Annotated in this window: 21 protein-coding genes; 12 read left to right on the top strand and 9 right to left on the bottom strand. The window is 72.6% G+C overall.

Going from position 1 to position 23,478, the window contains the following annotated elements; genetic code table 11:
- Nucleotides 1-6 precede the first annotated feature (6 nt).
- A complete protein-coding gene (locus WMF19_RS11450; protein WP_437899117.1) occupies nucleotides 7-699 on the top strand; it encodes a DUF3540 domain-containing protein in 693 nt (230 codons plus the stop codon).
- Nucleotides 700-711: 12 nt separating this feature from the next.
- Nucleotides 712-1,779 carry a S41 family peptidase gene (locus WMF19_RS11445; RefSeq protein ID WP_437899116.1) on the top strand — a complete coding sequence of 356 codons (1,068 nt, stop codon included), beginning with the start codon at nucleotides 712-714 and terminating at the stop codon, nucleotides 1,777-1,779.
- Between the two features lie 19 nt (nucleotides 1,780-1,798).
- Here WMF19_RS11445 and WMF19_RS11440 read toward each other — a convergent pair whose 3' ends face one another.
- A complete protein-coding gene (locus tag WMF19_RS11440) occupies nucleotides 1,799-3,847 on the bottom strand; it encodes a hypothetical protein (protein WP_437899115.1) in 2,049 nt (682 codons plus the stop codon).
- 445 nt (nucleotides 3,848-4,292) lie between these two features.
- Here WMF19_RS11440 and WMF19_RS11435 point away from each other — a divergent pair, with 445 nt between their 5' ends.
- Complete coding sequence (locus WMF19_RS11435; RefSeq protein WP_437899114.1) at nucleotides 4,293-4,724, top strand: hypothetical protein; 432 nt, start codon at nucleotides 4,293-4,295, stop codon at nucleotides 4,722-4,724.
- A 246-nt stretch (nucleotides 4,725-4,970) separates the two neighbouring features.
- On the opposite strand, the gene WMF19_RS11430 is transcribed toward WMF19_RS11435, so the two are convergent.
- Entirely contained in the window at nucleotides 4,971-7,058 is a 2,088-nt protein-coding gene (locus WMF19_RS11430; protein WP_437899113.1) for a hypothetical protein, read from the bottom strand.
- A gap of 155 nt (nucleotides 7,059-7,213) precedes the next feature.
- Here WMF19_RS11430 and WMF19_RS11425 point away from each other — a divergent pair, with 155 nt between their 5' ends.
- The gene (locus WMF19_RS11425) at nucleotides 7,214-8,005 is read left to right on the top strand and encodes a sulfite exporter TauE/SafE family protein (protein ID WP_437899112.1); all 792 of its coding nucleotides are present in this window, start codon (nucleotides 7,214-7,216) and stop codon (nucleotides 8,003-8,005) included.
- Nucleotides 8,006-8,063: 58 nt separating this feature from the next.
- Here WMF19_RS11425 and WMF19_RS11420 read toward each other — a convergent pair whose 3' ends face one another.
- Nucleotides 8,064-9,992: a DUF6798 domain-containing protein gene (locus WMF19_RS11420; RefSeq protein WP_437899111.1), complete on the bottom strand. Its 1,929-nt coding sequence runs from the start codon at nucleotides 9,990-9,992 to the stop codon at nucleotides 8,064-8,066.
- A gap of 135 nt (nucleotides 9,993-10,127) precedes the next feature.
- Here WMF19_RS11420 and WMF19_RS11415 point away from each other — a divergent pair, with 135 nt between their 5' ends.
- The 3 genes from WMF19_RS11415 to WMF19_RS11405 are packed head-to-tail and all read left to right on the top strand — an operon-like array spanning nucleotide 10,128 to nucleotide 13,209.
- Complete coding sequence (locus WMF19_RS11415) at nucleotides 10,128-11,045, top strand: methyltransferase domain-containing protein (RefSeq protein ID WP_437328709.1); 918 nt, start codon at nucleotides 10,128-10,130, stop codon at nucleotides 11,043-11,045.
- Nucleotides 11,046-11,063: 18 nt separating this feature from the next.
- Nucleotides 11,064-12,065, top strand: a complete 1,002-nt coding sequence (locus WMF19_RS11410) for a glycosyltransferase family 2 protein (RefSeq protein WP_437899110.1) — start codon at nucleotides 11,064-11,066, stop codon at nucleotides 12,063-12,065.
- On the top strand, nucleotides 12,058-13,209 hold the full coding sequence (locus WMF19_RS11405) for a lysylphosphatidylglycerol synthase transmembrane domain-containing protein (protein WP_437899109.1): 1,152 nt from the start codon (nucleotides 12,058-12,060) through the stop codon (nucleotides 13,207-13,209). Before WMF19_RS11410 ends, WMF19_RS11405 begins: the two co-directional genes overlap by 8 nt.
- 36 nt (nucleotides 13,210-13,245) lie before the next feature.
- Here WMF19_RS11405 and aqpZ read toward each other — a convergent pair whose 3' ends face one another.
- From aqpZ to WMF19_RS11390, 3 genes are all read right to left on the bottom strand, one after another.
- Complete coding sequence (gene aqpZ / locus WMF19_RS11400) at nucleotides 13,246-13,977, bottom strand: aquaporin Z (protein ID WP_437899108.1); 732 nt, start codon at nucleotides 13,975-13,977, stop codon at nucleotides 13,246-13,248.
- 349 nt (nucleotides 13,978-14,326) lie between these two features.
- Nucleotides 14,327-14,716: a DUF4156 domain-containing protein gene (locus WMF19_RS11395; protein WP_437899107.1), complete on the bottom strand. Its 390-nt coding sequence runs from the start codon at nucleotides 14,714-14,716 to the stop codon at nucleotides 14,327-14,329.
- 158 nt (nucleotides 14,717-14,874) lie between these two features.
- A complete protein-coding gene (locus tag WMF19_RS11390; protein WP_437899106.1) occupies nucleotides 14,875-16,797 on the bottom strand; it encodes a GNAT family N-acetyltransferase in 1,923 nt (640 codons plus the stop codon).
- A gap of 272 nt (nucleotides 16,798-17,069) precedes the next feature.
- Here WMF19_RS11390 and WMF19_RS11385 point away from each other — a divergent pair, with 272 nt between their 5' ends.
- Complete coding sequence (locus WMF19_RS11385) at nucleotides 17,070-17,303, top strand: DUF433 domain-containing protein (protein WP_272101652.1); 234 nt, start codon at nucleotides 17,070-17,072, stop codon at nucleotides 17,301-17,303.
- A complete protein-coding gene (locus tag WMF19_RS11380) occupies nucleotides 17,272-17,688 on the top strand; it encodes a DUF5615 family PIN-like protein (protein WP_437899105.1) in 417 nt (138 codons plus the stop codon). The genes WMF19_RS11385 and WMF19_RS11380 overlap by 32 nt, the downstream gene beginning before the upstream one ends.
- Nucleotides 17,689-17,737: 49 nt before the next feature.
- Here WMF19_RS11380 and WMF19_RS11375 read toward each other — a convergent pair whose 3' ends face one another.
- The gene (locus WMF19_RS11375) at nucleotides 17,738-18,541 is read right to left on the bottom strand and encodes a class I SAM-dependent methyltransferase (protein WP_437899104.1); all 804 of its coding nucleotides are present in this window, start codon (nucleotides 18,539-18,541) and stop codon (nucleotides 17,738-17,740) included.
- Nucleotides 18,542-18,822: 281 nt separating this feature from the next.
- Between WMF19_RS11375 and WMF19_RS11370 the strand changes: the two genes are divergently transcribed.
- A complete protein-coding gene (locus tag WMF19_RS11370) occupies nucleotides 18,823-19,365 on the top strand; it encodes a DinB family protein (protein ID WP_437899103.1) in 543 nt (180 codons plus the stop codon).
- Between the two features lie 82 nt (nucleotides 19,366-19,447).
- On the opposite strand, the gene WMF19_RS11365 is transcribed toward WMF19_RS11370, so the two are convergent.
- Entirely contained in the window at nucleotides 19,448-20,563 is a 1,116-nt protein-coding gene (locus WMF19_RS11365; protein WP_437899102.1) for a hypothetical protein, read from the bottom strand.
- Here WMF19_RS11365 and WMF19_RS11360 point away from each other — a divergent pair.
- Nucleotides 20,547-20,960 carry a hypothetical protein gene (locus WMF19_RS11360; RefSeq protein ID WP_437899101.1) on the top strand — a complete coding sequence of 138 codons (414 nt, stop codon included), beginning with the start codon at nucleotides 20,547-20,549 and terminating at the stop codon, nucleotides 20,958-20,960. The genes WMF19_RS11365 and WMF19_RS11360 overlap by 17 nt on opposite strands.
- 615 nt (nucleotides 20,961-21,575) lie before the next feature.
- The gene (locus tag WMF19_RS11355) at nucleotides 21,576-22,400 is read left to right on the top strand and encodes a hypothetical protein (RefSeq protein WP_437899100.1); all 825 of its coding nucleotides are present in this window, start codon (nucleotides 21,576-21,578) and stop codon (nucleotides 22,398-22,400) included.
- 60 nt (nucleotides 22,401-22,460) lie between these two features.
- Here the strand turns inward: WMF19_RS11355 and WMF19_RS11350 are convergent, their stop codons facing one another.
- Nucleotides 22,461-23,426: a LysR family transcriptional regulator gene (locus WMF19_RS11350; RefSeq protein ID WP_437899099.1), complete on the bottom strand. Its 966-nt coding sequence runs from the start codon at nucleotides 23,424-23,426 to the stop codon at nucleotides 22,461-22,463.
- Between the last annotated feature and the right edge of the window lie 52 nt (nucleotides 23,427-23,478).

The raw sequence follows: 23,478 nt of genomic DNA, 5'->3' as shown, positions 1-23,478 counted from the left end.
ATGTCGATGGGAGCCATGAAGGAGAGCGATCGCGCGGCGGCCGTGCGGGTGGATGCGCCGGCCGGCGAGGAGAACGCGCCTCGGGCGTACGGCGCGCACGGCCCGCGCGGCGCGGACGTGCTGCGGATAGGCCTCCCGCGGGACGGGGCCGCGGCGGCCGACGGCGCCGGGCAGGCGGGCGCCGCGGCGCTCCCGAGGGAGTACCTGGGCCCGGGCCGGGTCACGGCGGCGGAGGGGGGCGCGATCGCGGTGGAGCTGCCGGGCGGCCAGCCGGTCGCCGTCGAGATGGCGCTCGCGCTGCCCTACGAGCCCGCCGTGGGCGACACGCTGCTCGTCATCGGCAGGGAGGAGCGCTACTACGCCATCGGCGTGCTCCACGGCGCGGGTCGGACGGTGCTGTCGCTCCAGGGGGACGTGGCGGTGCACGCGAGGGACGGAGAGCTCTCGCTGTCCGGGGACAAGGGCGTCGCGATCCGGGGGCCGGAGCTCGAGGTGCAGGCGGGCAAGATCCGGATGGTGGCCGACGCGGTGGTCCAGAGGTTCACCTCGATGGTCCAGCGGGTGAGCGCGCTGCTGAGCGTTCAAGCGAGCGAGTCGCACACGGTCGTGGAGAAGACGGCGTTCACGAAGGCGAAGAACGCGACGATCCTGACCGAGGAGACGGTCACGGTGAACGGCAAGCAGATCCTCTTGGGATAGGAGGCCGGCGCGATGCTCCCTGCGAACAACAAGTGTACAGGCATGAGCGCCGGCTTCCCCGACGTGTGCATGTCGCCTGCGCTCGGCCCGTTCCCGTTCCCCAATTTCGACCCGAACGCGGTGAAGTTCCCGTTCTCGTTCAACGTGTGGTTCTCGATGGGGCCTGCGCTGAGCCTCCTGGCGCGCGCGATCCTCACGATGGGCGACTGGCTGGGAACGCTGCACTGGACCTTCATGGGAACAGGCCAGTACACGTTCGGCAACGTGCGGGTCTTCGTCAACTATGCCCCCGCCACGTCGCTGCTCTCTCCGAGGGCCGGCAACAATTACAACTGCTTCATCGGCGTCCAGGTGTTGCCGAGCGTGACCAACGTCTTCATCACGTACAACGCGGGCACCGCCGGGGGCGCGCGGCCCGCCGGCGCCCCGATGCTGGCCGATCTGGACGCGCTGGTCGCGTCGCTCCACCCGTGCGGCGGCGCGTCGCCCGTCGAGAGCGTCCAGCTCGAGCCGGGGGTCGGGTACGTGAAGATCCGCACCTTCTCGCTGGACGTGCCCGCCCGGGTCCACACGGCGGTAAAGGCGCTCGAGGCCGAAGGGCTGGAGACGCTCGTGCTGGATCTGCGGGACAACCCCGGTGGGGAGCTGACGGCCTTTCTCGAGCTCGCGGGCGACTTCCTGGAGCCGGGGAGCGTCCTCGGGAGGGCGATCGACGCGGACGGCGACGAGATCGCGTACCGGTCGAGCCACCGCGATCCGTGCCGTGTGCCGCTGTGGATCCTGGTGAATGGCGGGACGGCGTCGGCGGCGGAGCTCTTCGCCGGCTGCCTCCAGTGGCACGGGAGGGCGGTCGTGGCGGGCGAGCGCACGTACGGAAAGGGGACGGCGCTGAAGGTCGCGGCGGATCCGGAGGATCGCGCGCCGGTGCTCGCGCCCGCTGCGAAGATGGTCCTGCCTGGCGGAGAGCCGATCCACGGGACGGGGATCCGGCCGGACGTCGACCTGGGGGGGATTGATGGGGCCGATCGAGGCGGGGAGCGGCGATCGCTGATGGACTTGATCGCCGGCGCGAAGGCCTGAGGGCGAGGCGCCGCTCGGCTCAGGGGCGTACCGCGAGGTACACGGTGCTCCAGAGCTGCACCGCGTTCGACTCGTCGTGGTGCAATCGCTCCGCGCCGAAGGGCACCAGCTTGTAACAGCCGCCCTCGAAGGCCCAGCTCCAGAGCTCCCGCGTGCTCGCCTCGCGCGTCGCCGCGATGACCTCCCAGAGCGCGCTCCGCGCCCGCTCCAGCGCGCCCCGCGCGCGGGCCGGCAGATCGCCGCGGCCGAGCTGCCGCTCGAGGCCCGCGGCGAGCATCGCCTGCTGCCACGACCAGGTGACCGTCCCGTGGTAGTGGGCCGCCGTGAACTCCCTCCAGAGCGCCGGATCCTGCGCGAACGCGGGGTTCGCGACGAGGATCCCCACCGGCGTCCGCAGGCCGGCCGGGAACGGGCGGATCAGGCGGCCCGCGATCTCCTCCAGCGCAGCGGGCGGCGGGTCCGTGAACAGCATGACGAAGCTGTCGTCGGAGTGCATGATGGGGATCGGCTTCCCCTCGCTGTCGAGCGCGACGGCAGGAAACGAGAGCGGCCCCGAGAGCGACGCGAGCGCCGGCGCCGCGTCCAGGCCCAGCGACTCCGCATAGGACGACACGCGGCGCCTGGCCTCGTCCTCCGGCAGCTCCACATGGAAGAACACGCCGGCGTCCTTCCAGGCGCGCGCGAGCCGCTCCGCCCGGCCGGCGCGCTCCGCGTCCGCGCCGAGCAGCGGGCTCGCGAGCAGCCGCGCCGACGCGCGGAGCGCGGCCGGAACCAGCGCGGCGTTCACGTCGTAGGGGATCCGGCCGCCCGCGAGGCCCTGCTCGCTGTCACGCCACTCGCCGACCTTCGTGCCCGCCTTGAGCCCGACCAACTTCATCGGATCCCCTGTCTCGGCGAACGGGGCGGCGAGGTGGAGCACGAGCGACACGTTCCGCGCGAGCGCCTCCGCGTACGTGTCGCCCCGCGGCGTCCTGCGCGACAGGAACTCCGCCGCGCGCTCCCGGCCGGCCGCGGTGCCGAGGAGGTACTCGGCGGCGACCGGCGCGAGGAGGAAGTCGCCGTCGATCATCTTGTAATCGTAGATGGGCTCACGCAGCGCCCCGGGGATGCGCGAATCGAGGTGCATGAGCGCGGCGTACTCGCCGATCGCCTCCTCGTGCGCGACCTCGCCGGCCAGGCTCAGCCGGTCGAGGACCGAGCCGATGCCCGCCTCGGCCACCGCCGGCTCGAGGACGGGCAGGAGCATCCTCACCGCGAGCAACGTGTCCCGGCCGAAGTACGTGAGGAAACGCCAGGACCCGGCCAGCAGCTTCTCCCGGTACGCGAGGAAGCCGAGCGCCTGGCGGTGGCGCAGATCGTCGCTGGCGCGCTCCGTCACGAGCTCCTCGAGGGGCACCGGCGTGAGCGGCGCCTCGTCCGAGAGCGCCGTCACCCGGACACGGAGGCCGCTCGGCCCCGCCGCCAGCTCGATCCGGCCGTCGTCCCCGAGCGCGGCCGTCGTGCCGTCCTGCGGCTCGATGAGCAATTCGAGGTGGTGCTCGCCGTCCAGCGTGGTGCGCCGCACGGCGATCGCCGCCCCCCGCGGCGACGCGAACGCCTCGACATCGTTCCGTAGCCAGGCCGGAACCTCGGCGTCGCGCCCCACGTCGCGGAGCGTACGGACGCTCCCGAGGATCACCCGATGGACACGCAGCGCCGGCGCCGCGCTCGCGAGGAGCGCCGACACGCCGCGCATGACGCCGGGCCGCTCCGCGCGATCCATGCGCTCGACGCGCTCGACGCGCTCGACGCCAGAGAGGTCCCCCTCCACCGAGAGATCGACCGGCGCGGGCAGAGAATCGAACCACACAGCGATTCCCATGTTGCCCGCCGGAAAAGCGACGATGAGCCGCGGCGAACCACCCGAGGTCGTCAAGAGATGGGCGGCGATATGACCACGACGGAAGAAGTGGTTGTCTATCAGGCCTTCTCGCAAATCGAAGGCCAGGAGCTCGGCAGGTGGCGGCGCGGAGGGCGCCTCGCCGTGCGGTGCGCCGGAGACGCAGGAGGCGGCAAGCAGCGTGGACAAGGTGGTTCCCCTCAGAAATCGCTCGATCTTCGCGGGCCTCGTGGGCACCGCGGGACCGTACCCAGCCGCGGCGCGCCTGCCAAGGACCAAGGATCTTCCGGTGGCCGCCAGCTTACGTCTCCGACGCGCTGGCCGTTTATCGCGTGTTTTCAGCGAATTTACCGAGGCAGAGCGGATTCGGCAGCACGCCTGGAAGGGCGTCGCCGCGGCCTCACGCCGCGCGGCACGTCTGGCCCCGGGAACGGACGCAAGAGGCAATGGACGCAACGGACGCAACGGACGCAACCAACCAGAGCGCCAGAGGGCGCGATCGTGATGACCAGATGACAAAGAAAGAGTTCACGCCATTGTTGCCCTGTGATAACCCATCCGAGAACTCGGTTGTTGATAATGGGTTGGCAGCAGGCGAATGGCCTGCGAGCCATTTTGAGGAAGGGGGTTCGAGATGAACGAGAGCATCTCCGGCCAGGCCGCGTCCGGCAGCAATGGTTCCGATCGCGCGAGGCTCAGCATTCCGCAAGAGGGCCTGATCTACACCTGGGTTGACGGCAGCCTCGGCGTCGTCGAGGAGGTCGTGCGCGCGGGGTTCGGCTTCCTCGAGGACGTGCGCGTCGAGACGCAGGAGCGGCTCAGCGCCACGCTCGACCTGATCGAGGGGGTCGATCGCAGCGTGTTCCGGATCGCGCGCAAGACGCTGGCCCGCGTGGACGGAATCAGCGAGCGCGCCCTTTCGAGCAGCCAGATCGGCTGGTTCGCGCTGCTCGGCACGATCCGCCGCACGTCGCAGGGCGCGGCGGGGCTCGCCTCCGAGACGGTGGTCGCCGTCGTGGGCGAGCGCAGGGCGACGCAGCAGCTCATCATCCAGCAGTCATCCTGAGTTCGACGAGCCCCAAACGCCGCTCGGCCCGCCGGCGATAACCCTCTTCACAATCCTAGCGGGGCGCAGATCCGTGGGATACGGGCTCAGCCGCCAGGCAGGCGAGTGAGGCGTACGAAAGTACGCCGCAGCGAGCCGAACGACGCGGATGAGCCCGTAGCGCACGAAGATGCGCCCCGCTAGAGCGGGTGCAGATCCGTGGGATACGGGCTCCGCCGCCAGGCAGGCGAGTGAGGCGTACGCCGGTCAGCGCCCCTCGGCCCCCCGCCCTGGCTTCCCACGGCGGTAGAGCCCGATGGCCAGCGCGAGCACGGCGGCGCCCAGCGCGGCCGCGGCGATGAGCCGCGCCGTCGTGCTCCACCGGCCGAGAGGCCAGGGGCTGGCCTGTCCCGCGCCGTCTGCCTCGCCGCCCGCGCGGGGGAGCGGGACGAGCGCGCGGCGCGCCGCCGCCGCCTCGGCGCGCGCGCGGCGGACGCCGGCGGCGTCGAGCGAGGCGCCGGCCGGGATCAGGGCGCGCAGCGCGGAGCGCGCCCTGAAGAAGGGGGCGCCGTCGGCGCTCCACGCGGCGGGGGCGCTGTCGAGCGCCTCGTCGAGCGCGGCCGGGATCACCTCCTTGACGATCGCGTCCACCGCGCCGGGCGACGCCGACCTCGCGAGCGCGATGTAGCCGGCGTCCTGGATCCCGCGGCGAAGGCTCTTCAGGCGCATCGAGGGGAGCACGCCGGGAAAGCCGACGGATCGGGAGGAGAACGCGCCCCGCTGCGTCCCGGGATAGAGCAGCATGCCGTCGCCGAGGCACGCGTCGCCGTCGCGGTTGTGGAAGTTCTCGGCGACCGTGAACGGGTCGATGGGCCCTCGGCCGCCGCGGTTGCCGTCGTGCCAGAACGCCGTCTCCCACAGGAACCAGCGGTCCACCTCGTGGGAGGCCGCGATCCAGCCGTCGGCCATGAGCCCGGTGAGCGGCGCGTCGATCATGAACGTGCCGGTCCGCGGCAGCGCGCCGTTGTACACCCAGAGCCGCTTGCCCGCCTCGCGCGCTGCCCGCGCCCACGCGGAGTCGAAGCGGTTCGCCGGCGTGAGCACGAGGTCGACGTCCTGCTCCACCGGAGGGACCTCGCCGCACGAGTGCCCCACGAGGACGCGCGACGACAGGCGCGAGCCGCGGATCAGCCGGCGCCAGCCGGGCCCGCGGGGGCTCTCGCACTGCTCGTCGATCGCGTAGAGCATCACGTCGTCCACCGCCGGCGGGAGGAGATCCGCGACCGCCTCGACGCGGCGGAGGGCCGCTTCCCCGGGATCGCCGAAGCCGCCATAGGCGCCGAGCGCCACCGCCGCGGGCGGCACGCCCGCGCCCGGCCCCCGGTAGCCGTGGGCCTCCGTGAAGAGCGAGCCGTCGATCGCCGCGCGCAGCCGCTCGACCTCGGCGGGGCTCCGGACCGACGCGAAGCCGTCGACGTGGTGCTCGTGGAGCAGCTGCCAGAGCTGCTGCTCCACGGCGGGCCCGTCGCCGACCCGCGCGGCGACCTCGTCGACGTCGTAGAACGCGATGAAGTCGACCGCGCCGTACGGCAGCGTCGCGGGGGCGACGTCGAGCCTCAGATCGAGCGACGCGAGCTCGCCGTGCGACGCCGATCCGACCACCACCCTCCCCTCGTACGCGCCGGGGATGGCGCCCTCCGGGACGTGGAGATCGATCCAGACCGCCCGGGTCTCGCGCGCGCCGACCTCGAGCGGGTACGGCGCCCAGGGGGGCGCGAGCTCGACCGGGATGAGCGCGTCGGGGAGGAACCCGAGGTGCAGGTCGTCGGGCGGCCGCGCCGCGGGGCTCCACCCGAGCGACTCCCGGGGGCGCTGCTCGTTGCGCGAGCGCTGGGTGATCTCGACGTAGTGCTCGACGAACCGGCGGATCGAGATCGCCCCCGCGGGCGCCGCGCCCGCGGCCTGTCCAGGCGCCGTTCCCTGCCCGTGCGCGGGCTGCTGCGGCGCCGGCGGCGCCTTGGCCGGCGCGCCAGGGCCGGCCGCGGGGCCGAGCGCGGAGAGCTCGACCGTGACGCCGCGCACGGGCTCGGCGCCGGCCTCGACGACGACCTGGAAGGCGACGACCTCCGCGCGGAGCGCGCCGAGCCGGATGGGCTCGCCGGGCCGGAAGACCGCGTTTCCTTCGCCGCGCGAGAGCGGCAGGCCGACGTCCTCCCGGCGGACGCGCGTGCCGTCGTCGGCCACCCAGACGCGCGCGCGCTCGGGCTGCCCCTCGCCGGCGGCCGCTGGAGCGAGCGCGCCACAGGCCATGGCGAAGAGCAGCGCGGCGGGGAGGTGCGGGAAGGATCGCGGCATGTCGCTCGGCTCTTCGAGGAGGAGCGACCGCCGGTGTCGGCCGCGATGCCATCCTAGGGGCGCCGCGCCCGCCCGCTCAAGCGCGGCGCGGCCGGCGGCGCGCGGGCGGCGGCGCGGCGGTTGACAGGCCGGCGGGGCTCGGGCGATCTCGCGCCGTGGATCTGACAAGAGCGGCACTCCTCGCCGGCGGCGCCGCCGTGGCCGGCGCCATCAACGCGGTGGCCGGGGGCGGCACGCTTGTGTCGTTCCCCGCTGCGATCGCGGCGGGGCTGCCCCCGCTCGCCGCGAACGCGACGAACGCCGTGGCGCTCACGCCGGCGTCGCTCGCGTCGGCGTGGGCGTACCGCCGCGAGCTCGCCCGGGACTACCGGGTCCTCGGCGTCCTGTTCCTGCCGTCGCTGCTCGGCGGCGTCGTGGGCTCGGCGCTCCTGCTCGTGACCCCGCAGCGCGTGTTCGACGCCGCGGTGCCGGGGCTCGTGCTCATCGCGACGCTGCTCCTGCTCTGGCAGAACCTGCGCCCGGCGAAGCCCTCCGCGAAGGACGGCGCGGACCCCGGCGCGGAGCGCTTCGCGCTGCCCTCCCGGCCGTGGGTCGTGTTCCTGCTCCAGTTCCTCGTGAGCGTCTACGGCGGCTACTTCGGCGCGGGCATCGGCATCATGATGCTGGCGCTGCTCTCCTCGTTCGCGGGCGACGTGGACATCCACCGGCTGAACGGGATCAAGACGGTGCTCGCGAGCCTGATCAACGGCGTGGCGGCGCTCGCGTTCCTGTTCGCGGGCGCGGTCGACGCGGTCGCCACGCCGATCATGATGGCGGCGGCGGTGGTCGGCTCGCTCGCCGGCGCCGTGGTCGCCCGCCGCATCGAGCCAAGGAAGGTGCGGTGGTTCGTCGTCGCGCTCGGCCTGACGCTCACGGTCAAGCTCGCGTGGGACCGGCTCGGCGCATAGCCCGGACGCTACGCGACCCGCGGCGAGCTTCAAGTTCCGATCAAGTCCCGATCACGTCTCAGCCGGCGAGGGCGAGGATCACGAAGCGCGAATTCTGATAGACGATCTTCCCGGGCAGATCCCTCTGCCGGCCGCGGCCCACCACCACGTAATCGAACTTGTATTTCTTCTGCAGCGGGTCGAGCCGGGCGGCGTCGAGATCCCCGTAGCCGTCGGCCAGGTCGTCCGAGCGCCGGAAGCCCTTGCGCCCGGAGACGTCCTCCAGCCGCCGGTACCATTCCACCAGCTCGCTGGGCACGTAGGCGCTGCCCTTCCAGTCGACCACGATGGCGCGCTCGCCGAGGAGCCGGAAGCGCTCCAGCTGAGGCGGCGTGAGGAACACCGCGTCCTTCGGGGTGTTGGCGCGGATCCAGGCGTACATATCGGCCTCGGGCCCGCGCATGCCCTTGATCACGTTGGACCGCTCCTCGTAGCCCCTCACCTTGGGCACGCCGAAGCGGAGGCAGGCGAACGCCGCGTAGGCGACGATCGCATAAGCGCCGAAGCGCAACAGAAATGCGCGCGCCGGGGCGAGACCGACGCCCCGGCGCTCGAGCAGCGACGCCGCCGCGCCGACGAGGGCGCCCGCGGCGCCGGGCGCGAGGGCCAGCAGGAGCGGCGGCGCCAGATCCCCCTCCTTGTCGAGCATGGCCAGGGCGACGAAGCCGCCCAGCGTCAGCGCGAGGCCCGCGGACGGGATGCGCCGGAAGAGGGAGGGGCGGGCCGCGATGCTCGCCGAGGCCGCGCAGGCGAGCAGCTGCATGAGGAGGTCGAGGAACGGCGCGAAGCGCCACACGAAGAGCTGCGCGACGCGCGGGATCTGCACCCAGGTGGTGAGCAGCGTCCCGGTCCAGATGACGATCGCCATCGCGAGCACCACCGCGCCGAGGCGGCGCCCGCGCCCCTCCCGGCCGCGCAAGAGCCACGCGCCGGCGCCGAGGCCGAACATCTGCCACGCCGCCACCGGGAAGAAGTTACCCTTGTAAGTCCTGGGCGCGTAGTGGTGCGGCGAGCGGATGTTGAAGAGGATCTCCTGCGCGAACGCCGCGTCCGGCGAGCGCACCGAGCGGAGGATGAGCGGGGAGAGGAGCAGGAACACCGCGATGGCCGGCCCGACCTGCATGGCGATGCGCCGCGCCAGATCCTTCCAGCCGTCCCTCCAGCCGAGCAGGAGCTGGGCGAGGCCGAAGGTGCCGATCCCGAGGACGAGATAATTGGCGTGGAACAGCCCGCTCAGACCGAGGAACACGCCCGAGAGCAGGGTGCGACCGGCCACGAGGGGAGGCAGCGCCGCGAGCAGGAAGAGGCTGCCCAGGGTGGAGGGCTGCAGGATGAAATCGAAGATGTAGCTGGACGCAACGCTGTCGGTGCGGGTGACGAAGGCGATCGCCATCACCAGCAGGAAGGTGGCCAGCGCGAGGCGCCGGTCCTTCAGCAGCTCGGCCGCGAGCCAGTACACGCACATGGCGCCGAGCGTCGCGGTGACCACGAGGCCCCAGCCCACCGCCGCGCCGCCGCGGTCGATGGCGAGCAGCAGCCAGCCCACGTAGGAGAAGGCCGGGTGGTAGTTGGCCGGGCCGGTCGCGTACCAGTCCTTCGTGAGCACGCTGGGATCGAGCAGCCGGAGGGCGCCCAGCATGTACGCCGTCTGGTTGCTGGCGCCGTAATTGACGCCGTAGCTCAGCCCGAAGCAGACGGAGATGACGAGCGCGATGAGCGCGGCCGGCAGCTCGGGGAGGAGCGGCGCGAGCCTCTGCCGCGGCGACGGCCGCGCCGGCCCGGCCGCCGGCGCGGCGGCCTCGGGCCCCGCGGCGCGCGGGGAGCTCTCCCCGCCGTCTGCGCCCTCCGCGCCGGAGCTCTCCCCGCCGTCTGCGCCGGCGGTGGTCTCGTCATCCCCGGCCATGTCGGCCTCGGGTGCACCGGGCCCGGTCCCCATCTTGGTCCCCATCTCGCGGCGCGAGCCCTAGCACAGGTGACACGAGGCGTGCGTGATGTCTTGACAGCGCGCGGCGGGTTCGGCCAAGTTCCGGCCGTGATCGCGGAGCTGCTCCGAAGCCGCCGTTCCTTCGGATCCTCTGGGTCCGTGGAGGCGCCCACCTGCCCCATTCCCTCCTTCTCGGGCGTGCGGGCGCGTGTCTTCCTCGACGTGCAGGCCGAGGAGGGCGTGGAGTCGTCGTGGGGCGTGCGCACCAGCGAGGCGCGCATCTTCGAGTGCCCCGCCTCGGGCCTGCGCTTCCGGCTGCCGGCGCCGCGCGAGAAGATCGCGGCGTTCTACCGCTCCGAGTACCACGAGCGGATGGGCGGCGAGGAGGACGCGCGGCGCGCCGAGGCGTACCGCAAGGAGAACCAGGAGCGCGTCGGCGTGCTGAAGCGCTACGCCCCGTCGGGCCGGGTGCTCGACGTGGGCTGCTCCACCGGCCAGTTCGCGGCCCAGCTCCGCGAGGCGGGCTACGACGCGCTCGGCTGCGACATCTCCGAGGACGCCTGCCGGAAGGCCGCGGCGCTGCTCGGCGAGGACCGGGCGCTGTGCGGGCCGGTGGAGTCGCTCCTCGACAGGCTGCGCGGCTCGCTCGACGCCATCACGATGATGGACGTCATCGAGCATTTCGACGACGTGGTGTCGCCGCTCCGGGCGATGCGCGAGATGCTCCGGCCAGGCGGGACCCTCTTCCTGCGCACGCCCACGCTCCGCTCGCCTTTCTACAAGGTGGCCGACCTCAGCTACCAGCTGAGCGGCGGCCGCTACAAGGACGCGGTGCTCAAGATCTACCACGCCGAGCATTTCTTTTTCTTCACCGAGCGGGCCATGCGCGCGCTGCTCGAGGACACCGGCTACGAGGTGCTGGCGATCGATCCCGACCCGCTGCTCTGGGAGAATTTCCGCTCGGCGGAGATGCGGCAGGGTCCGCTGGTGAACTCGGTGCTGGCGGCTGTGTACTTCGCCGGCCGCCTCGCCGATCGCGGCCACGGCATGAAGGTCGTCGCGCGGCGGCCGGGCTAGCCGGCGGAGGGCGCGGCGGTGAGCGTGGACATCTCGGTCGTCATCCCCGTCTACAACGAGGAGCCGGCCATCGAGCACAGCCTCGAGGTGGTGCGTGCGCACCTCGACAAGATCGGCCGGAGCTACGAGCTCGTCTGCGTGGACGACGGCTCCCGCGACCGCACCCTGGAGCGGCTCCTGGCCGCGGCCGCGGCGGATCCGCGGGTGCGCCCGGTGCCGCTCGCGCGCAACTTCGGCAAGGAGGCGGCGATGGCCGCCGGCCTGAGCGAGGCCCGGGGCCGCGCGCTCATCTTCATGGACGCCGACCTGCAGCACCCGCCCTCGCTCATCGCGCGCATGGTCGAGCTCTGGGCCGAGGGCTACGACGTGGTGAGCGCCGTCAAGGAGACGCGGGCGCGCGAGAGCCTCGTCTACCGGATGATGACCTGGGTGTTCAACGCGCTCATGGCCGGCGCGGCGCGGGGCGACTTCCGGGGCGCCTCCGATTTCAAGCTGATCGACCGCCAGGTGGTCGACGCGCTCATGCAATGCGCGGAGCGCAACCGCTTCTTCCGGGGCCTCGTGACCTGGGTGGGCTTCCGGACCACCGAGATCCCCTTCACCGTGGCCGAGCGCCTGCACGGCACCACCAAATGGTCGGTGGTCGGCCTCATCCGCTACTCCATCCGCAACCTCATCGCCTTCTCGGCGCTGCCGCTGAAGATGGTCACGGCCATGGGCTTCGGCACCCTTGTGTTCGCGGCCGGGCTCGGCGCGCAGACCCTGTGGCGCTACCTGGACGGCGAGGCGCTCAGCGGGTTCACCACGGTGATCCTGCTCCAGCTCATCCTCGGCGGGCTCCTGCTCACCAGCGTCGGGGTCATCGCGCTCTACGTGGCGGTGATCTATGACGAGGTGAAGCACCGGCCGATGTTCCTCGTGCGGCGCCCGCGGCCCGGGGAGGACGGCGGCGCGCGCGAGGACCGCGGCGCCCCGGCCCGGGCCGACGCGGACCGCGCGGGCAGCGGCGCCGATGGCTGAGCCGGCCCCGGTCCACGAGGGCGACGCGCGCGCCCCGCGCGCCGCACCGGCAGCCGGCAACCTCGCCCGGCGCCGCGCGCTGGGGCTCCTCGGATCGCTCGTCGTCGCGGGCTGCTTCGTCTGGCTGATGCGCGCCGGCACCCTGCCTGTCGTGCCGGCGGCCGAGCACCTCGCGCGCGTGCCCGCGTGGGTCCCCGTGGCCTACGGCGCGGTGTGGCTGCTCGTGCTGACCCTGCGCGCGATGCGCTGGTACTGGCTGCTCCGGCCGCTGCGCCCGGTGTCGATGCGGCGGGTGCTCACCGTCTCGTTCATCGGCTACGGCGCGCTCCTGCTCCTGCCCTTCCGCATGGGCGAGCTGGTGCGCCCCGCGCTCATCCGCCAGCAGGGCGGCATCTCGGGCTGGGCGGCCACGGGCAGCGTGGGCGCCGAGCGGGTGCTCGACGGCCTCTACCTGAGCGCGCTGCTCTTCACCGCGCTGCAGATCGCGAGGCCCCTCGACCCCCTGCCGGACCGCATCGGCGAGCTGCAGGTCTCGGCGGCGGTGGTCCCCGGCGCCGCGTACACCGCGCTCGCCGTCTTCTTCGCCGGCTTCGTGACCATGGGGGTGTTCTACTGGCGGCGCGCCTGGGCCCGCCGCACCACCGAGCGGGTCGTCGGGCTTGTCTCGCCGCGGCTCGGCGTCTGGCTGGCCGACCGCGTGGAGCACGTGGCCGACGGCCTGCGCTTCCTGCCCCGCTTCCGCTACACCGGCCCGTTCCTGGCGGTCACGGTGGTGTACTGGGCCGTCAATGCGGCCGGCATCTGGATGGTGTGCCGGGGCGCGGGCGTCGCCGGGCTCACCTTCGGCCAGGCGTGCGTGGTGATGGGCGTGCTCGCGCTCGGGGTGCTCGTGCCCAACGCGCCCGGGTTCTTCGGCGCGTTCCAGATCTCGGTCTACGCCGGGCTGTCGATGTACATCGCCCCGCGCGACGTGGTCGGCCCCGGATCCGCCGCGGTGTTCTGGCTGTACGTGCTGCAGATCGGGGTGACGTTCCTGGGCGCGGGAGCGGCGCTGCTCGTCGAGCGGATCTCGCCGAAGGACGCGCTGGCCGCCGCCGGGGATCAGCAGGCCGAGGCCGGCGAGCCGGGCGCAGGGCCGGCCTGATCCCCGCCGTCGGCCTCCTCCCCTCCCTCGGTCGCCTCAGATGACCGGCGGCGACGTGACGACGACCCGGCTCGGCCTCGGGCCCACGAGCACCGGATAGAGGACGCCCGCGAGCACGCCGCCGGCGAGCGGGGCGAGCCAGAACAGCCACAGCTGAGACAGCGCCCCTCCGCCGACGAACAGGGCAGGACCGGTGGAGCGCGCCGGGTTGACCGACGTGTTCGTGACCGGGATCCCGATGAGGTGAACCACCGTGAGCGCGAGCCCGATGGCGATCGGCGCGAACCCGCGCGGCGCGCCGTGCTCGGTCGCGCCGAGGACCACCGTCACGAAGCCGAACGTGAGGACGATCTCGGCCAGGAGGCTCGCGAAGAGCGAGTATCCGCCGGGCGAGCGCCCGCCATAGCCGTTCGACGCGAACCCTGCGTGCACGGTGAACCCGGCGGCGCCGCTGGCGATCGCATAGAGGATCCCGGCGGCGACGATGGCGCCGGCGATCTGGGCGAGGACGTACGGCAGGAGGTCTCGCGCGGGAAAGCGCCCGCCGGCGATCAGGCCGATCGTGACGGCGGGGTTGAAGTGCGCGCCCGAGATGTGGCCCACCGCGTAGGCCATCGTCAGGAAGGAGAGCCCGAACGCGATCGCCACGCCCAGGAAGCCGATCCCCAGCCTGGGATACGCGGCCGAGAGCACGGCGCTCCCGCAGCCGCCGAGCACGAGCCAGAACGTTCCGAGAAACTCTGCGGCCGTACGCCTGGACAACGACATCTCCATCTCTTCATCTCCCCCTGCGGCAGGCCCCCTCGGCGCGGATCGGGGCGCGGCGGCGGCCGCGCCCGACCGTGGAGCCATCCCGACGGCTGGCGCAGGCCGCACGTTCGACCGGCGGGCACCCCGCCGAGGCGACGCTCCACCGGCCCTTCGTCGACATTGGATGAGCTCCGGCCCGCCGCGTTGCGGTCGGACCGTTTCGAGTGGGCTCTCCCGGTCGAGCGCGCCTCCCCGGCGCGGCCGGACGGGCCGCGCGGCCAGAGGAAACGAGGCTCCCGCCGGCGGCGCCTCCGGGAGCCTCGCGCCGCGGACCATCGCTGCAGCGACCTCGCGGGATCGGGGCGTCTTACAGACCGACGAGCTGCGGCGGGCAGCTGTACGCGTTGCCCATGTGGGTGACGTCGGTCTGCTGGCCGGAGATGTTGCCTCGGTCGCCGGAGATGGTGGTCCCGGCGTTCGTGTTCTCCAGGACCACGTAGTTGCCGCCCAGGCCATGGGCCTTGTTCTTCATGTCGTTGACCGCGCCCTCCTGCAGGTTCGCGTTGCTGGTGAACGCTCCAGACACGGAGCCGCCCTGCTCCCCGATCACCGTCCCCAGGAACCGGCACCCCTGCGGGGCCGGCTGCTTGGTGACGATGACCCGCTCGGCGCCCGGGTTGAGCTCGACGGCGGCACAGGCGGGCAGGGTCATGCAACACACGAGGAGAGCGAACGCACCGTGGATCGATGTCTTCATGGCAAGCACCTTGTGTCGATTGCTACGTGTGCAGGCGAGCGCTTCTTCCTCGCTGAACCTCCAGGACGGCAGGATTCCAACAGGCCTCCTCCACGATCGGCGTCGCGTCGCTCTCTCTCGTGCCGATCTCCCTCATGACGTCGCGGTTCGAGCGCCCCTCACCGGTGCTCGATCTTCCGCAGCCGGTACGCCCGCGCGTCCCACAGCGAGAACGCCAGCTCGCCGCTCGCGAGGACGTCGAACCCGTGGCGGGCCGCGAGCCGCGCGACGTCGGCCGCGTCGCGCGCGGGGTCGCCGCGGTACGAGTAGCCAAGGACGACGAGCTCCCCGCCCGGACGCAGCGCCCGGCGCGCCTCCGCGACGAGCCGATCCACGACCTCCGCGCCCGCGGCGACGATGTACGGGAACGAGTCGATCGCGTACACGAGATCGAAGCGGGCCGACGGCGCGTCGCCCAGATCGACGCCCGACGAGACCGCGAGCACGACGTTCGAGCGCCCCGCGCAGCGGCGGCGCGCGGCCTCGATCATGCGCGGCGAGACGTCGAGCCCCCACGCCTCGCGCACCCTCGGCGCGAGCGCCGCCTCGAAGCGGCCGATCCCGCAGCCGATCTGCAGGATCGTGCGGTCCTCGCCGATCGCGCCCCACCGCTCGAGGAGCTCGACCACCTCCCGCGTCGCCCGCTCGAGGAGCTCCGGATCGCCGAGCGAATACGCAGCGACGCTCGCCTCCTCCGAGCGCTCGCAGAGCTCGTCGAACAGCCGCGCGGTGGAGCGACAGGCTCCCCGCGCGTCCTCCCCGGCGACGCGCGCGCCCCGGTGCGCGCCCAGCATCGCCGCCACGGTCGCGCACCCGGCGCGCCGCTCGTCCAGGCAGCGGCGCAGCGCCTCGAGGCGCGCCGCCCGCTCGCCCTCCCCTGCCGCCAGCCGCGCGGCGTCGATCGCGCCCGCGGCGGCCTCGAGGTTCCCCGCGGCGTCGAGCAGCCGCACCAGGCCGACCTCCGGCGACGCCTCGCCGGACATCACGGCCTGCACCGCGCCCTCGCCGTCACCCTCTCCGACCTCCCGCCAGGGCCTGCGCGCGCCCCGGCGCCGCAGCCGCCGGCGGAACGTCCAGCGGTCGACGGCGCCCCAGTCGTACTTGTACGGCTCGCGGCCGCGGAGGAAGTCCACGGTCCGCGCGCCCTCGCGCGCCGCGTGCTCGATCGCGCTGGCGAGCATCACGAGCCCCGGGCTGTACCACGCGAGCTCCGGATCGAAGCCGGTGATGTACGACGCGAGCCCGCCGCGCTCGGCGAACCCGTAGAGCGACGCGATGATCCGCCCGTCGAGCCGCAGGCCGAAGAGCCGCAGCGCGCCCCGCGCGCACAGCGCGCGCGCGGCCTCGCGGTGGAACGGCCGGAGCGCCTCGTCGAGCACGCCCCCCTCGCCGCGCGAGCGCCAGCGCGCCTTGTGGTTGGCGAACAGCGCCTCGAGCAGCTCGTCCACGCTCGCCGCGTCGGCCACGTCGAGGCGCAGGTCCCCGGCCCGCGCGAGCCGCTTCCGCGCGCGGGCGACGCGCGCGCGCATCCCCGGCGGGAACAGCTCGTCCGGCCCGGCGCCCTCGGGGATCGTCACCGCCGGACACGCCTCGTGCTTCTCGACCTCGTCCGACCAGCCGGGAGGCGCCTCGGCCAGGAGCAGCGGCGACGACGCGCGCAGGTCGTGGAGATCGGCGACGTCCCACGCGTCGGCGCGCTCTTCGAGGCAAGCGAGCGCCGCGTCCGCGACCGCGCGCTCGTACCCGGACGCGGCCAGGACATCGTTGTAATCGGAGGTCCCGGCGCCGAGCAGCGCGACGACGCGCTCGTCGCCGATGCGGTGAACCGCGAGGGGCGCGAGGCCGACGAGCCCCTCGTCCGACCGGAAGACCAGGGCGAGCACCTCCTCGGGCCCGAGCGCGCGGCACCACGGGATCAGCCACTCCGGCCGCTGGAACGCCGTCGCCGCCGGGCAGCGCTGCCACAGCGCGCTCCACGGCTCCCGCAGCGCCTCGAGCTCCTCGCGGCGGCTCAGCACCTCTACGTCGAGTCGTTCGCTCACCTGCCCTCCGAGCGGCAGGCTCAGCGCTCCTCGGTCGTCGTCGAGCGCGCGCGGGCGCTCACCGGGCTCCCCCACCCCTGCCGGCGCCGTATCCTCGCAGACGCGCGCGGCCAGGCAACCGACGCGCGCCACCTCGGCGGGGGTTCTGGAAAGCTCGCGCCGGCCCGCCCGTCGCCCCTGGCCGCTGGTTGCCGAGCTTGCCAGCCCCCGCCGGGTCAGGCGAGGACGGCGCGTCCCGGCCGGTGTATCCTCTCGCGGGAGATCCTCGGACCATGCGAAATTTTGACCGGATCACCGCGCACCCTGGCCGAATGAACGGGCAGCCGTGCATCAGGGACCTTCGCCTGACGGTGAAGCGGGTGCTGGAAGTGCTGGCGACCTATCCGGACCGCGAAGAGCTGCGACGCGACTACCCGGAGCTGGACGACGAGGACATCCGGCAGGCCCTGGCCTTCGCCGCCGCCATGATCGGGGATGAGGTCATCGACCTGCCCCGGAGCGCATGACGCCGACCTTTCGATTGCTCCTGGATCAAGGGCTTCGCGCTCGGCGGCAGAGCGGTTACGCGCGGCCGGCGTCGACGCGATCCATGTAGCCGAGATCGGGATGTGGGCCGCGCTCGATGAGGAGATCCTCGAACAGGCCCGGCAATCGAAGCAGGTGGTCGTGACGCTCGATGCAGATTTTCACACACTGCTCGCACTTGCTGACGCGAACGCCCCTTCTGTGTTGAGGCTGCGGGTAGAACGACTGAACGGAGAGGCATGTGCCAGGATGATCCTGGATGTGCTCGCGGTGTGTGGCTCAGAGCTCCTTGCGGGCGCGGCGGCGACAGCGGACCTTACCCGCGTCAGGCTCCGGCGATTGCCGCTGACCGATCCAGGACGATAGACCGAGGCCTGAGCGCGCTCAGCTGTGGCCGAGCACCGGGTGCGGCCGGTCAGCCGTCGGCGCGCGCCACGGCGAAGATCAGATGACGTTCCAGCCGGATCCCCTCCGGCGCGCGGCGGCGCTCGAGCTCGGCCGCGAGCGCTGCCTTGACCCGCGCGGCTCCCGCTGGATCGAGGTCGGACAGGAAGTTGCCAAACGAGCTGGCCAGGTAGAACGCGACCACGTCGTCCGTGTCCGCGAAATGATCGGTGAAGGACCGGATCTGGAGCCTCGGATCCTCGAAGCCGGCGAGCAGGAGGGTGCTCGTCAGGTCGTCCGAGGTCACCTTGTAGGTCGTGCTGCCGAGCGTCTCCACGGTGCCGGTCAGGCCGAGAGACGACAGCACCCCCTCGATCACCCGCTCGAACTCGTGCGGGCGCTCCCTGGCGGCCGAGCTGATGCCGAGGCGCCCTCCCCGCCTGAGCACCCGGCGCGCCTCGCGCAGCGGGCCGAGCTTCTCGGGCAGCCAGTGGAGCACGCTGTTCAGGAACACGACATCGAAGCTCCCCGCTGCGAACTGCGAGAGATCTTCGGCCTGGCCGACGCTGGCGCGGAAGTTCGGCCGGCGCTTCCCGTTCGCCAGCTCGACCCGGAGCGGCAGCGGATCGACGCCGGCCACCGCGCCGGAGGGGCCGACCTGATCGGCGACATAGGCCCCGAGCCGGCCCGTCCCACACCCGACGTCGAGGACGCGCTCGCCCGGGGAAACCTGGAGATCTTCGATGAGCAGCTTCCCGTGGTTGAACTGCCGATCGCTGACGCGATCGTAGGTCTCGGCCAGGACAGCTGAATCGAGCGAAAGGCTGACCATCATGGCTCCTTGTGAGAGGAGGTGGAGATCGGCGAAAGACGGCTCCGAATGGAATGTCTCCCCGAGCACCACGTCTGTTATCGAGGACAATAGTCCGCCATAACGGACCGAGCAAGCGCGATCTCGACGGCTGCGCGCGATGGCGGCGATGCGCCCGAGGCGCGCGGTCCGGGGGTGCGCGCCGGCCGTGACGCCGCGGGCGACAGCGACGCCGCTGTCCAGGTTTCACCGTCGCGGGCGGGCGTGGTAGCGTTCGCCGGCTCTCGAACAACGAGGAGTCGCTCATGAGCTGGATCGACCAGTACCGCGCCTTGGCTCGCTACAACCTGTGGATGAACGACAAGCTCTTTGCGCTGGTCGGCAAGCTCGACGACGTGGAGCGCAAGCGCGATCGCGGGGCCTTCTTCCGGTCGATCCACGGCACGTTGAACCATATCCTGCTCGCCGACCGCACGTGGATGGGGCGCTTCACCGGCGACGCGGAGCGGTTCGTCTCCCGCGATCCGAGCGGGAAGGCCATCGAGATCACCGCGCTCTCGCAGGAGCTCTATGCGGACTTCGGCGATCTCTCCCGCGAGCGCGCCACGACGGACGCGGACATCCTCGCCTGGGTGCACGAGATCGACGAGCGGGCGCTCGCGGGCGACCTGACGTACACGCGGAGCGGGACGGTCTACACCTCTCCGCTCTGGTGGTCCGTCGGGCACCTCTTCAATCATCAGACCCATCACCGCGGTCAGGTGACCACCCTGCTCACACAGATGGGAATCGACCCCGGCTCGACCGATCTGATCGCGATGCTGCGGGACGAGAAACGCGGGCCGTGACACGCGCACACGCGCCCCACGGCGAGCGCGGCTGTCCGGTGGTTCGATAGCACCTGGGCAGGCGGGCGAGGCCAGCCCTGGATCACCGGGCTGCGCGCCGCCGGCTGTCCTGTCGCGCCTGGCTCGCCGCCCTGACCTCGACGAGCGGATTGCGCGCCTCGGCGGCGCGCAGCCGCTCGAAGCGCTCGATCCGCGCGCGGTTGCCGCTCTGCCGCAGCGTCCGCGCGAGCACCACGCTCTCGGCGAGCCGGATGAACCGCAGGCGGTGGGCCGAGTCCACGTCCTCGACGTCTCTCCTGCCCACCCCGGGCCCGAACTCGCGATGGTAGGCGGCCCGGAGCCGGTGCTCCCCATGGAGGCCCAGCGCGTCCGAGAGCCCCTCGAGGGCGGCCCGCTCCGCCGGGGTCGACCACGAGAGGACCCTGGAATAGGGGGTCGCCATGGTCTCGTGATCGGGCTTGTTGACGTAGCGGCGCAGGAACACATCGGACGTCGCGACCGGCACATCGCCCGTCTCCTGGTGGAGGAGGGCGTACGCGAACGCCTCGTTCATCCCCACGAGCTGGTTCCGGTCGTAATCGGCGCCGTCGACGCGCTTCCCGAGGCGATCGACGCCCGAGAGGGCGGCGAAGAAGAAGCTGCTGAAATCGGTGTAGTCCGCCTCGTCGATCTCGGGTGTGCAGCCCGACGCGGGGCGGTCCCGGGTCGCCGCGAAGAACCCGACGATGTCGCGCTCGACCAGCTCGCCGTCGGGTCGGCCGCCCTCGAAGAGGAGGTTCGCGAAAGAGCCGGAGTAGCACTGGGCCATGACGAGGACGACGGGGGTGCCGGCGGGCAGCTCCTTCATGCGGGCAGCGAGGTCGCGCACGGACAGCGCTCCGCCGCCCCAGAGGTCGAACACGTTGTTGTCGAGGTCGTGCCCTGGATCCGGGCTCCCGTGGCCGGCGAAATAGAGCAGCAACGGGTCGGCGGGGCGCGCGTGGACGAACCTGCGCCAGATCGCGTCGAACCCGGGGCGGGTTGTCGCCCCGTCGATACGCGGCAGCCTGGGCGCGCGGTAGCGCGTCTGCTCGCCGTCGAGGAACTGCACGCTCCGCGTGCCGCGGCGCCCGTCGGCGAAGAGGACGCGCCGCTCCGCCGTGGCCGGAAGCAACGACTGGAAGTACCGGATGTGGCCTTCGATGGCCACCTGGTTCATGGGCGGCCTCGGGCCGCCGCCCACGACGAGCGCGCGCCAGGCAGCGGGCTCGGGGGAAGCCGGCGCAGGCAGGGCCGGCGGGGCAGGCGAAGCCGGGGGCGCCTGCGGGGTGGCCGGCGCAGGCAACAGGGCCTGCGGGGCGGCCGGCGCAGGGCGCGGCGGGCGCCCCGGCGAGTGGGGCGGCGCGGGGCGCGGCGGGCGCCCCGGCGAGGGTGGCGGCGCGGGGCGCGGCGGGTGGGCCAGCGAGGCCGTCGGCGCCGGGCGGGGCGGGCGCGCGCCCGCCGTCGCGGCGGTCGCCGTGGCAACGGCGATCACAGCGACCCGGAGGAGCAGATGGTGCGCGGCGGTCACGTCCTCGGCCTCGGCAGCGCGCCTCGCGGCGCTCGATTCTAGGTAGCACGACCGGCTCACCCGCGTCGACATGCGCTCCCTCGATCTCTCGGCCGCCGCCCACCCGGGTTGGCCCAGCCCACGTGGGCTGCGTCGAGCGCGAGCTACAATGGGGACGCCTGGTTCCGTGGCGAGCGCGCCACCGAGAGAGACGCCGTCGCAGCGTACGCGTGTGCCTCCGCGAGGGTGCCGTGCGCCCCCCGTCGGGCTGTTTCAGTCAGCCAGGCAGTCTGTCTGTCAGCCGTCAAGCAGCCTGTCTACCGGGCAGTCTGCCTGCCTGTCTGCTTCAATCCGAGCCAGGACAACGCCCTCGATTTCGAGCGAGGACCTGCGCCGACCGGCAGTATTTCGCCGCAGGCGGGGCAGATTGCATCGCCGAGCCCATCCTCGGCCACTGCAGAGCTCCCCTCCTTTCACCACGGTCTCGGCCGGTGATCGCGGCGCGTCGGCTGCGCGACGGCACGGCTCGCGGCGGGAGGGATCGGCGGCGCGCCACGCTCGCTCCAGGGAGCCACCGTATGGCCGAGGTCGGTCATCCCCTGCGCGGATCTTCTCATCGGCCTCTGGCACGCAGATTGCCGTTCTGCGCGCCATCGAATGCACGAACACAGGAGGGAAGATCATGTCGGCCAGCTCATCAAAGACGACCATCGCTCATGACGAGATCCGCCAGTGGGCCGAATCGCGCGGAGGCCGCCCGGCGACGGTGAAGAGCACCGAGGAGGGCGGTGAGCCTGGCATCCTCCGCATCGATTTCCCCGGGTACAGCGGGGAAGACACCCTGGAGGAGATCTCGTGGGAGGACTTCTTCGACAAGTTCGAGGCGTCGAACCTCGCCTTCGTGTACCAGGAGAAGACAGCGGACGGGCAGCCGAGCAACTTCTCCAAGCTGGTGAGCCGCCCGGACGACATGGTCCAGAAGGGCAAGCCGGCGTCGCGCGCGGCAAAGGGCAGCACGGAGAAGGCGAGCAGCGCCAGGAGCACGAAAGAGAAGCGCGAGAAGGCCGAGCTCGACGTCGAGGTGGAGGTCCAAATCGATCTCGACGAGGAGCCCGGCGGCGCCGAGCAGCGTCCTCGCGGGAAGCAGGCCCGCCCGAGGGGCGCCGAGGGCGAGCACGCGTCCCATATGACCATCGACCACGACGAGATCCGCGCGTGGGTCGAGGCGCGCGGCGGCCACCCGTCGACGGTGGCGCGGACCGAGAAAGAGGGGGAGCCCGGCGTCCTCCGGATCGATTTCCCAGGGTACAGCGGGGAAGACACCCTGGAGGAGATCTCGTGGGATGATTTCTTCGACAAGTTCGAGGCGTCGAACCTGGCCTTCGTGTACCAGGAGGCCAAGGCGAGCGGCGAGCCGAGCTACTTCTCGAAGCTGGTGAGCCGCCCGGACGACATCGGCGGCAAGAAGGCGAAGCAGAGCAAGCAGAAGTCGAGAAAGGCGGCCTGAGCCAGGAAACGAGGACCGGGGAAGGAGACCGGCGGGCCGCAGGAAAAGCGGTGCTGAGGCTCAGCGCCGGCGCGCGGGCCCCGTCGGGGCGGCATGCGGCGCGCCGGACACGTCCGAAGAGCCCGGTATGACCGGTGCGCCCGACGCATGGTTTCCCTGCCACGCCGAGGCGTTCGTGAGCAGCGCGTCCCGGAGCTCCGCGGCAGCGCCCTGGAGCTCGCCGCCGCGCCTGCGGACGAGATGGAAGACCTTGCGCGGCAGCTCGGGCAGCGGGCGCGCGACGAGGCCCCGGGGGAGGCGGCAGCAGGCGTTGACCACCGCGATGCCGACGCCGAGCTGGACGAAGTGGACCATCAGCTCCCAGCCGTTCGCCTCGACCGCCGGCTCCCAGCGGACACCTGCCGAGAGCAGCGCCTGAGCGAGCAGGGCCCGGTGGGGCCGCGACGGGCCGGGGACGACGAGCCGCGCCCCCTCGAGGTCGCGCAGCCGGACCTGGCGCTTCCGGGCGAGCGCGTGGCCTTCGGGGACGACGAGGACCTGCGCCACCTCGGTGAGGCGATCCGCGGCGAGCCCGTCCGGCGCCCCCTCGAGCGGCGCGACGCCGAGGTGGGCCTCGCCCGCCGCGACGGCCTCGAGCGTGCCCTCGCGGTCGCGCGTGAGCAGCCGGAGCGGGGCCGCGGCGCGCGCGGTGAAGGCGCGGATCCCCTCGCCGAGCAGGTAGAGGTACGAGCCCTCCCCGGCGCAGAGCACCACCGGCTCCCGGCTCTCGCCGTGGCGGAGCACGTCGAGGAACGAGCGCGTCCGCTCGCCGACCTCGCGCCCGAACGCCGCGACGCGCTTGCCGTCGGCCGTGAGCTCCAGCCGCTGCCCGCGCCGCTGGTAGAGCGTGACGCCGAGCGCCTCGCCCAGCTTGCCGATCTGGGCGTGGAGCGCCGGCTGCGAGACGTGGAGCGCCCGCGCCGCGCGCGTGAAGTTGAGGTGCTCGGTGAAGACCACGAAGGCGCCGAGCCAGTCGAGGTTGAGCATGGCGGGAAGCTATCGCGAAACGCGATAGCGACTCCAGAAATACTTCTTCCGG

Origin of the sequence: Sorangium sp. So ce124 (genome assembly GCF_051525235.1) — a bacterium.
Classification (GTDB): domain Bacteria; phylum Myxococcota_A; class Polyangia; order Polyangiales; family Polyangiaceae; genus Sorangium; species Sorangium atrum.
This window is presented reverse-complemented; position numbering and strand designations above follow the sequence as displayed.

Coding starts and splice junctions, on each gene's coding strand:
- WMF19_RS11385 (WP_272101652.1), top strand. CDS start 17,070: ATGCGAAATTTTGACCGGATCACCGCGCACCCTGGCCGAATGAACGGG.
- WMF19_RS11375 (WP_437899104.1), bottom strand. CDS start 18,541: ATGATGGTCAGCCTTTCGCTCGATTCAGCTGTCCTGGCCGAGACCTAC.
- WMF19_RS11380 (WP_437899105.1), top strand. CDS start 17,272: ATGAGGTCATCGACCTGCCCCGGAGCGCATGACGCCGACCTTTCGATT.
- WMF19_RS11445 (WP_437899116.1), top strand. CDS start 712: ATGCTCCCTGCGAACAACAAGTGTACAGGCATGAGCGCCGGCTTCCCC.
- WMF19_RS11450 (WP_437899117.1), top strand. CDS start 7: ATGGGAGCCATGAAGGAGAGCGATCGCGCGGCGGCCGTGCGGGTGGAT.
- WMF19_RS11430 (WP_437899113.1), bottom strand. CDS start 7,058: ATGCCGCGATCCTTCCCGCACCTCCCCGCCGCGCTGCTCTTCGCCATG.
- WMF19_RS11365 (WP_437899102.1), bottom strand. CDS start 20,563: ATGAACCAGGTGGCCATCGAAGGCCACATCCGGTACTTCCAGTCGTTG.
- WMF19_RS11395 (WP_437899107.1), bottom strand. CDS start 14,716: ATGAAGACATCGATCCACGGTGCGTTCGCTCTCCTCGTGTGTTGCATG.
- WMF19_RS11420 (WP_437899111.1), bottom strand. CDS start 9,992: ATGGGGACCAAGATGGGGACCGGGCCCGGTGCACCCGAGGCCGACATG.
- WMF19_RS11360 (WP_437899101.1), top strand. CDS start 20,547: ATGGCCACCTGGTTCATGGGCGGCCTCGGGCCGCCGCCCACGACGAGC.
- WMF19_RS11370 (WP_437899103.1), top strand. CDS start 18,823: ATGAGCTGGATCGACCAGTACCGCGCCTTGGCTCGCTACAACCTGTGG.
- WMF19_RS11435 (WP_437899114.1), top strand. CDS start 4,293: ATGAACGAGAGCATCTCCGGCCAGGCCGCGTCCGGCAGCAATGGTTCC.
- WMF19_RS11350 (WP_437899099.1), bottom strand. CDS start 23,426: ATGCTCAACCTCGACTGGCTCGGCGCCTTCGTGGTCTTCACCGAGCAC.
- WMF19_RS11355 (WP_437899100.1), top strand. CDS start 21,576: ATGTCGGCCAGCTCATCAAAGACGACCATCGCTCATGACGAGATCCGC.
- WMF19_RS11405 (WP_437899109.1), top strand. CDS start 12,058: ATGGCTGAGCCGGCCCCGGTCCACGAGGGCGACGCGCGCGCCCCGCGC.
- aqpZ (WP_437899108.1), bottom strand. CDS start 13,977: ATGTCGTTGTCCAGGCGTACGGCCGCAGAGTTTCTCGGAACGTTCTGG.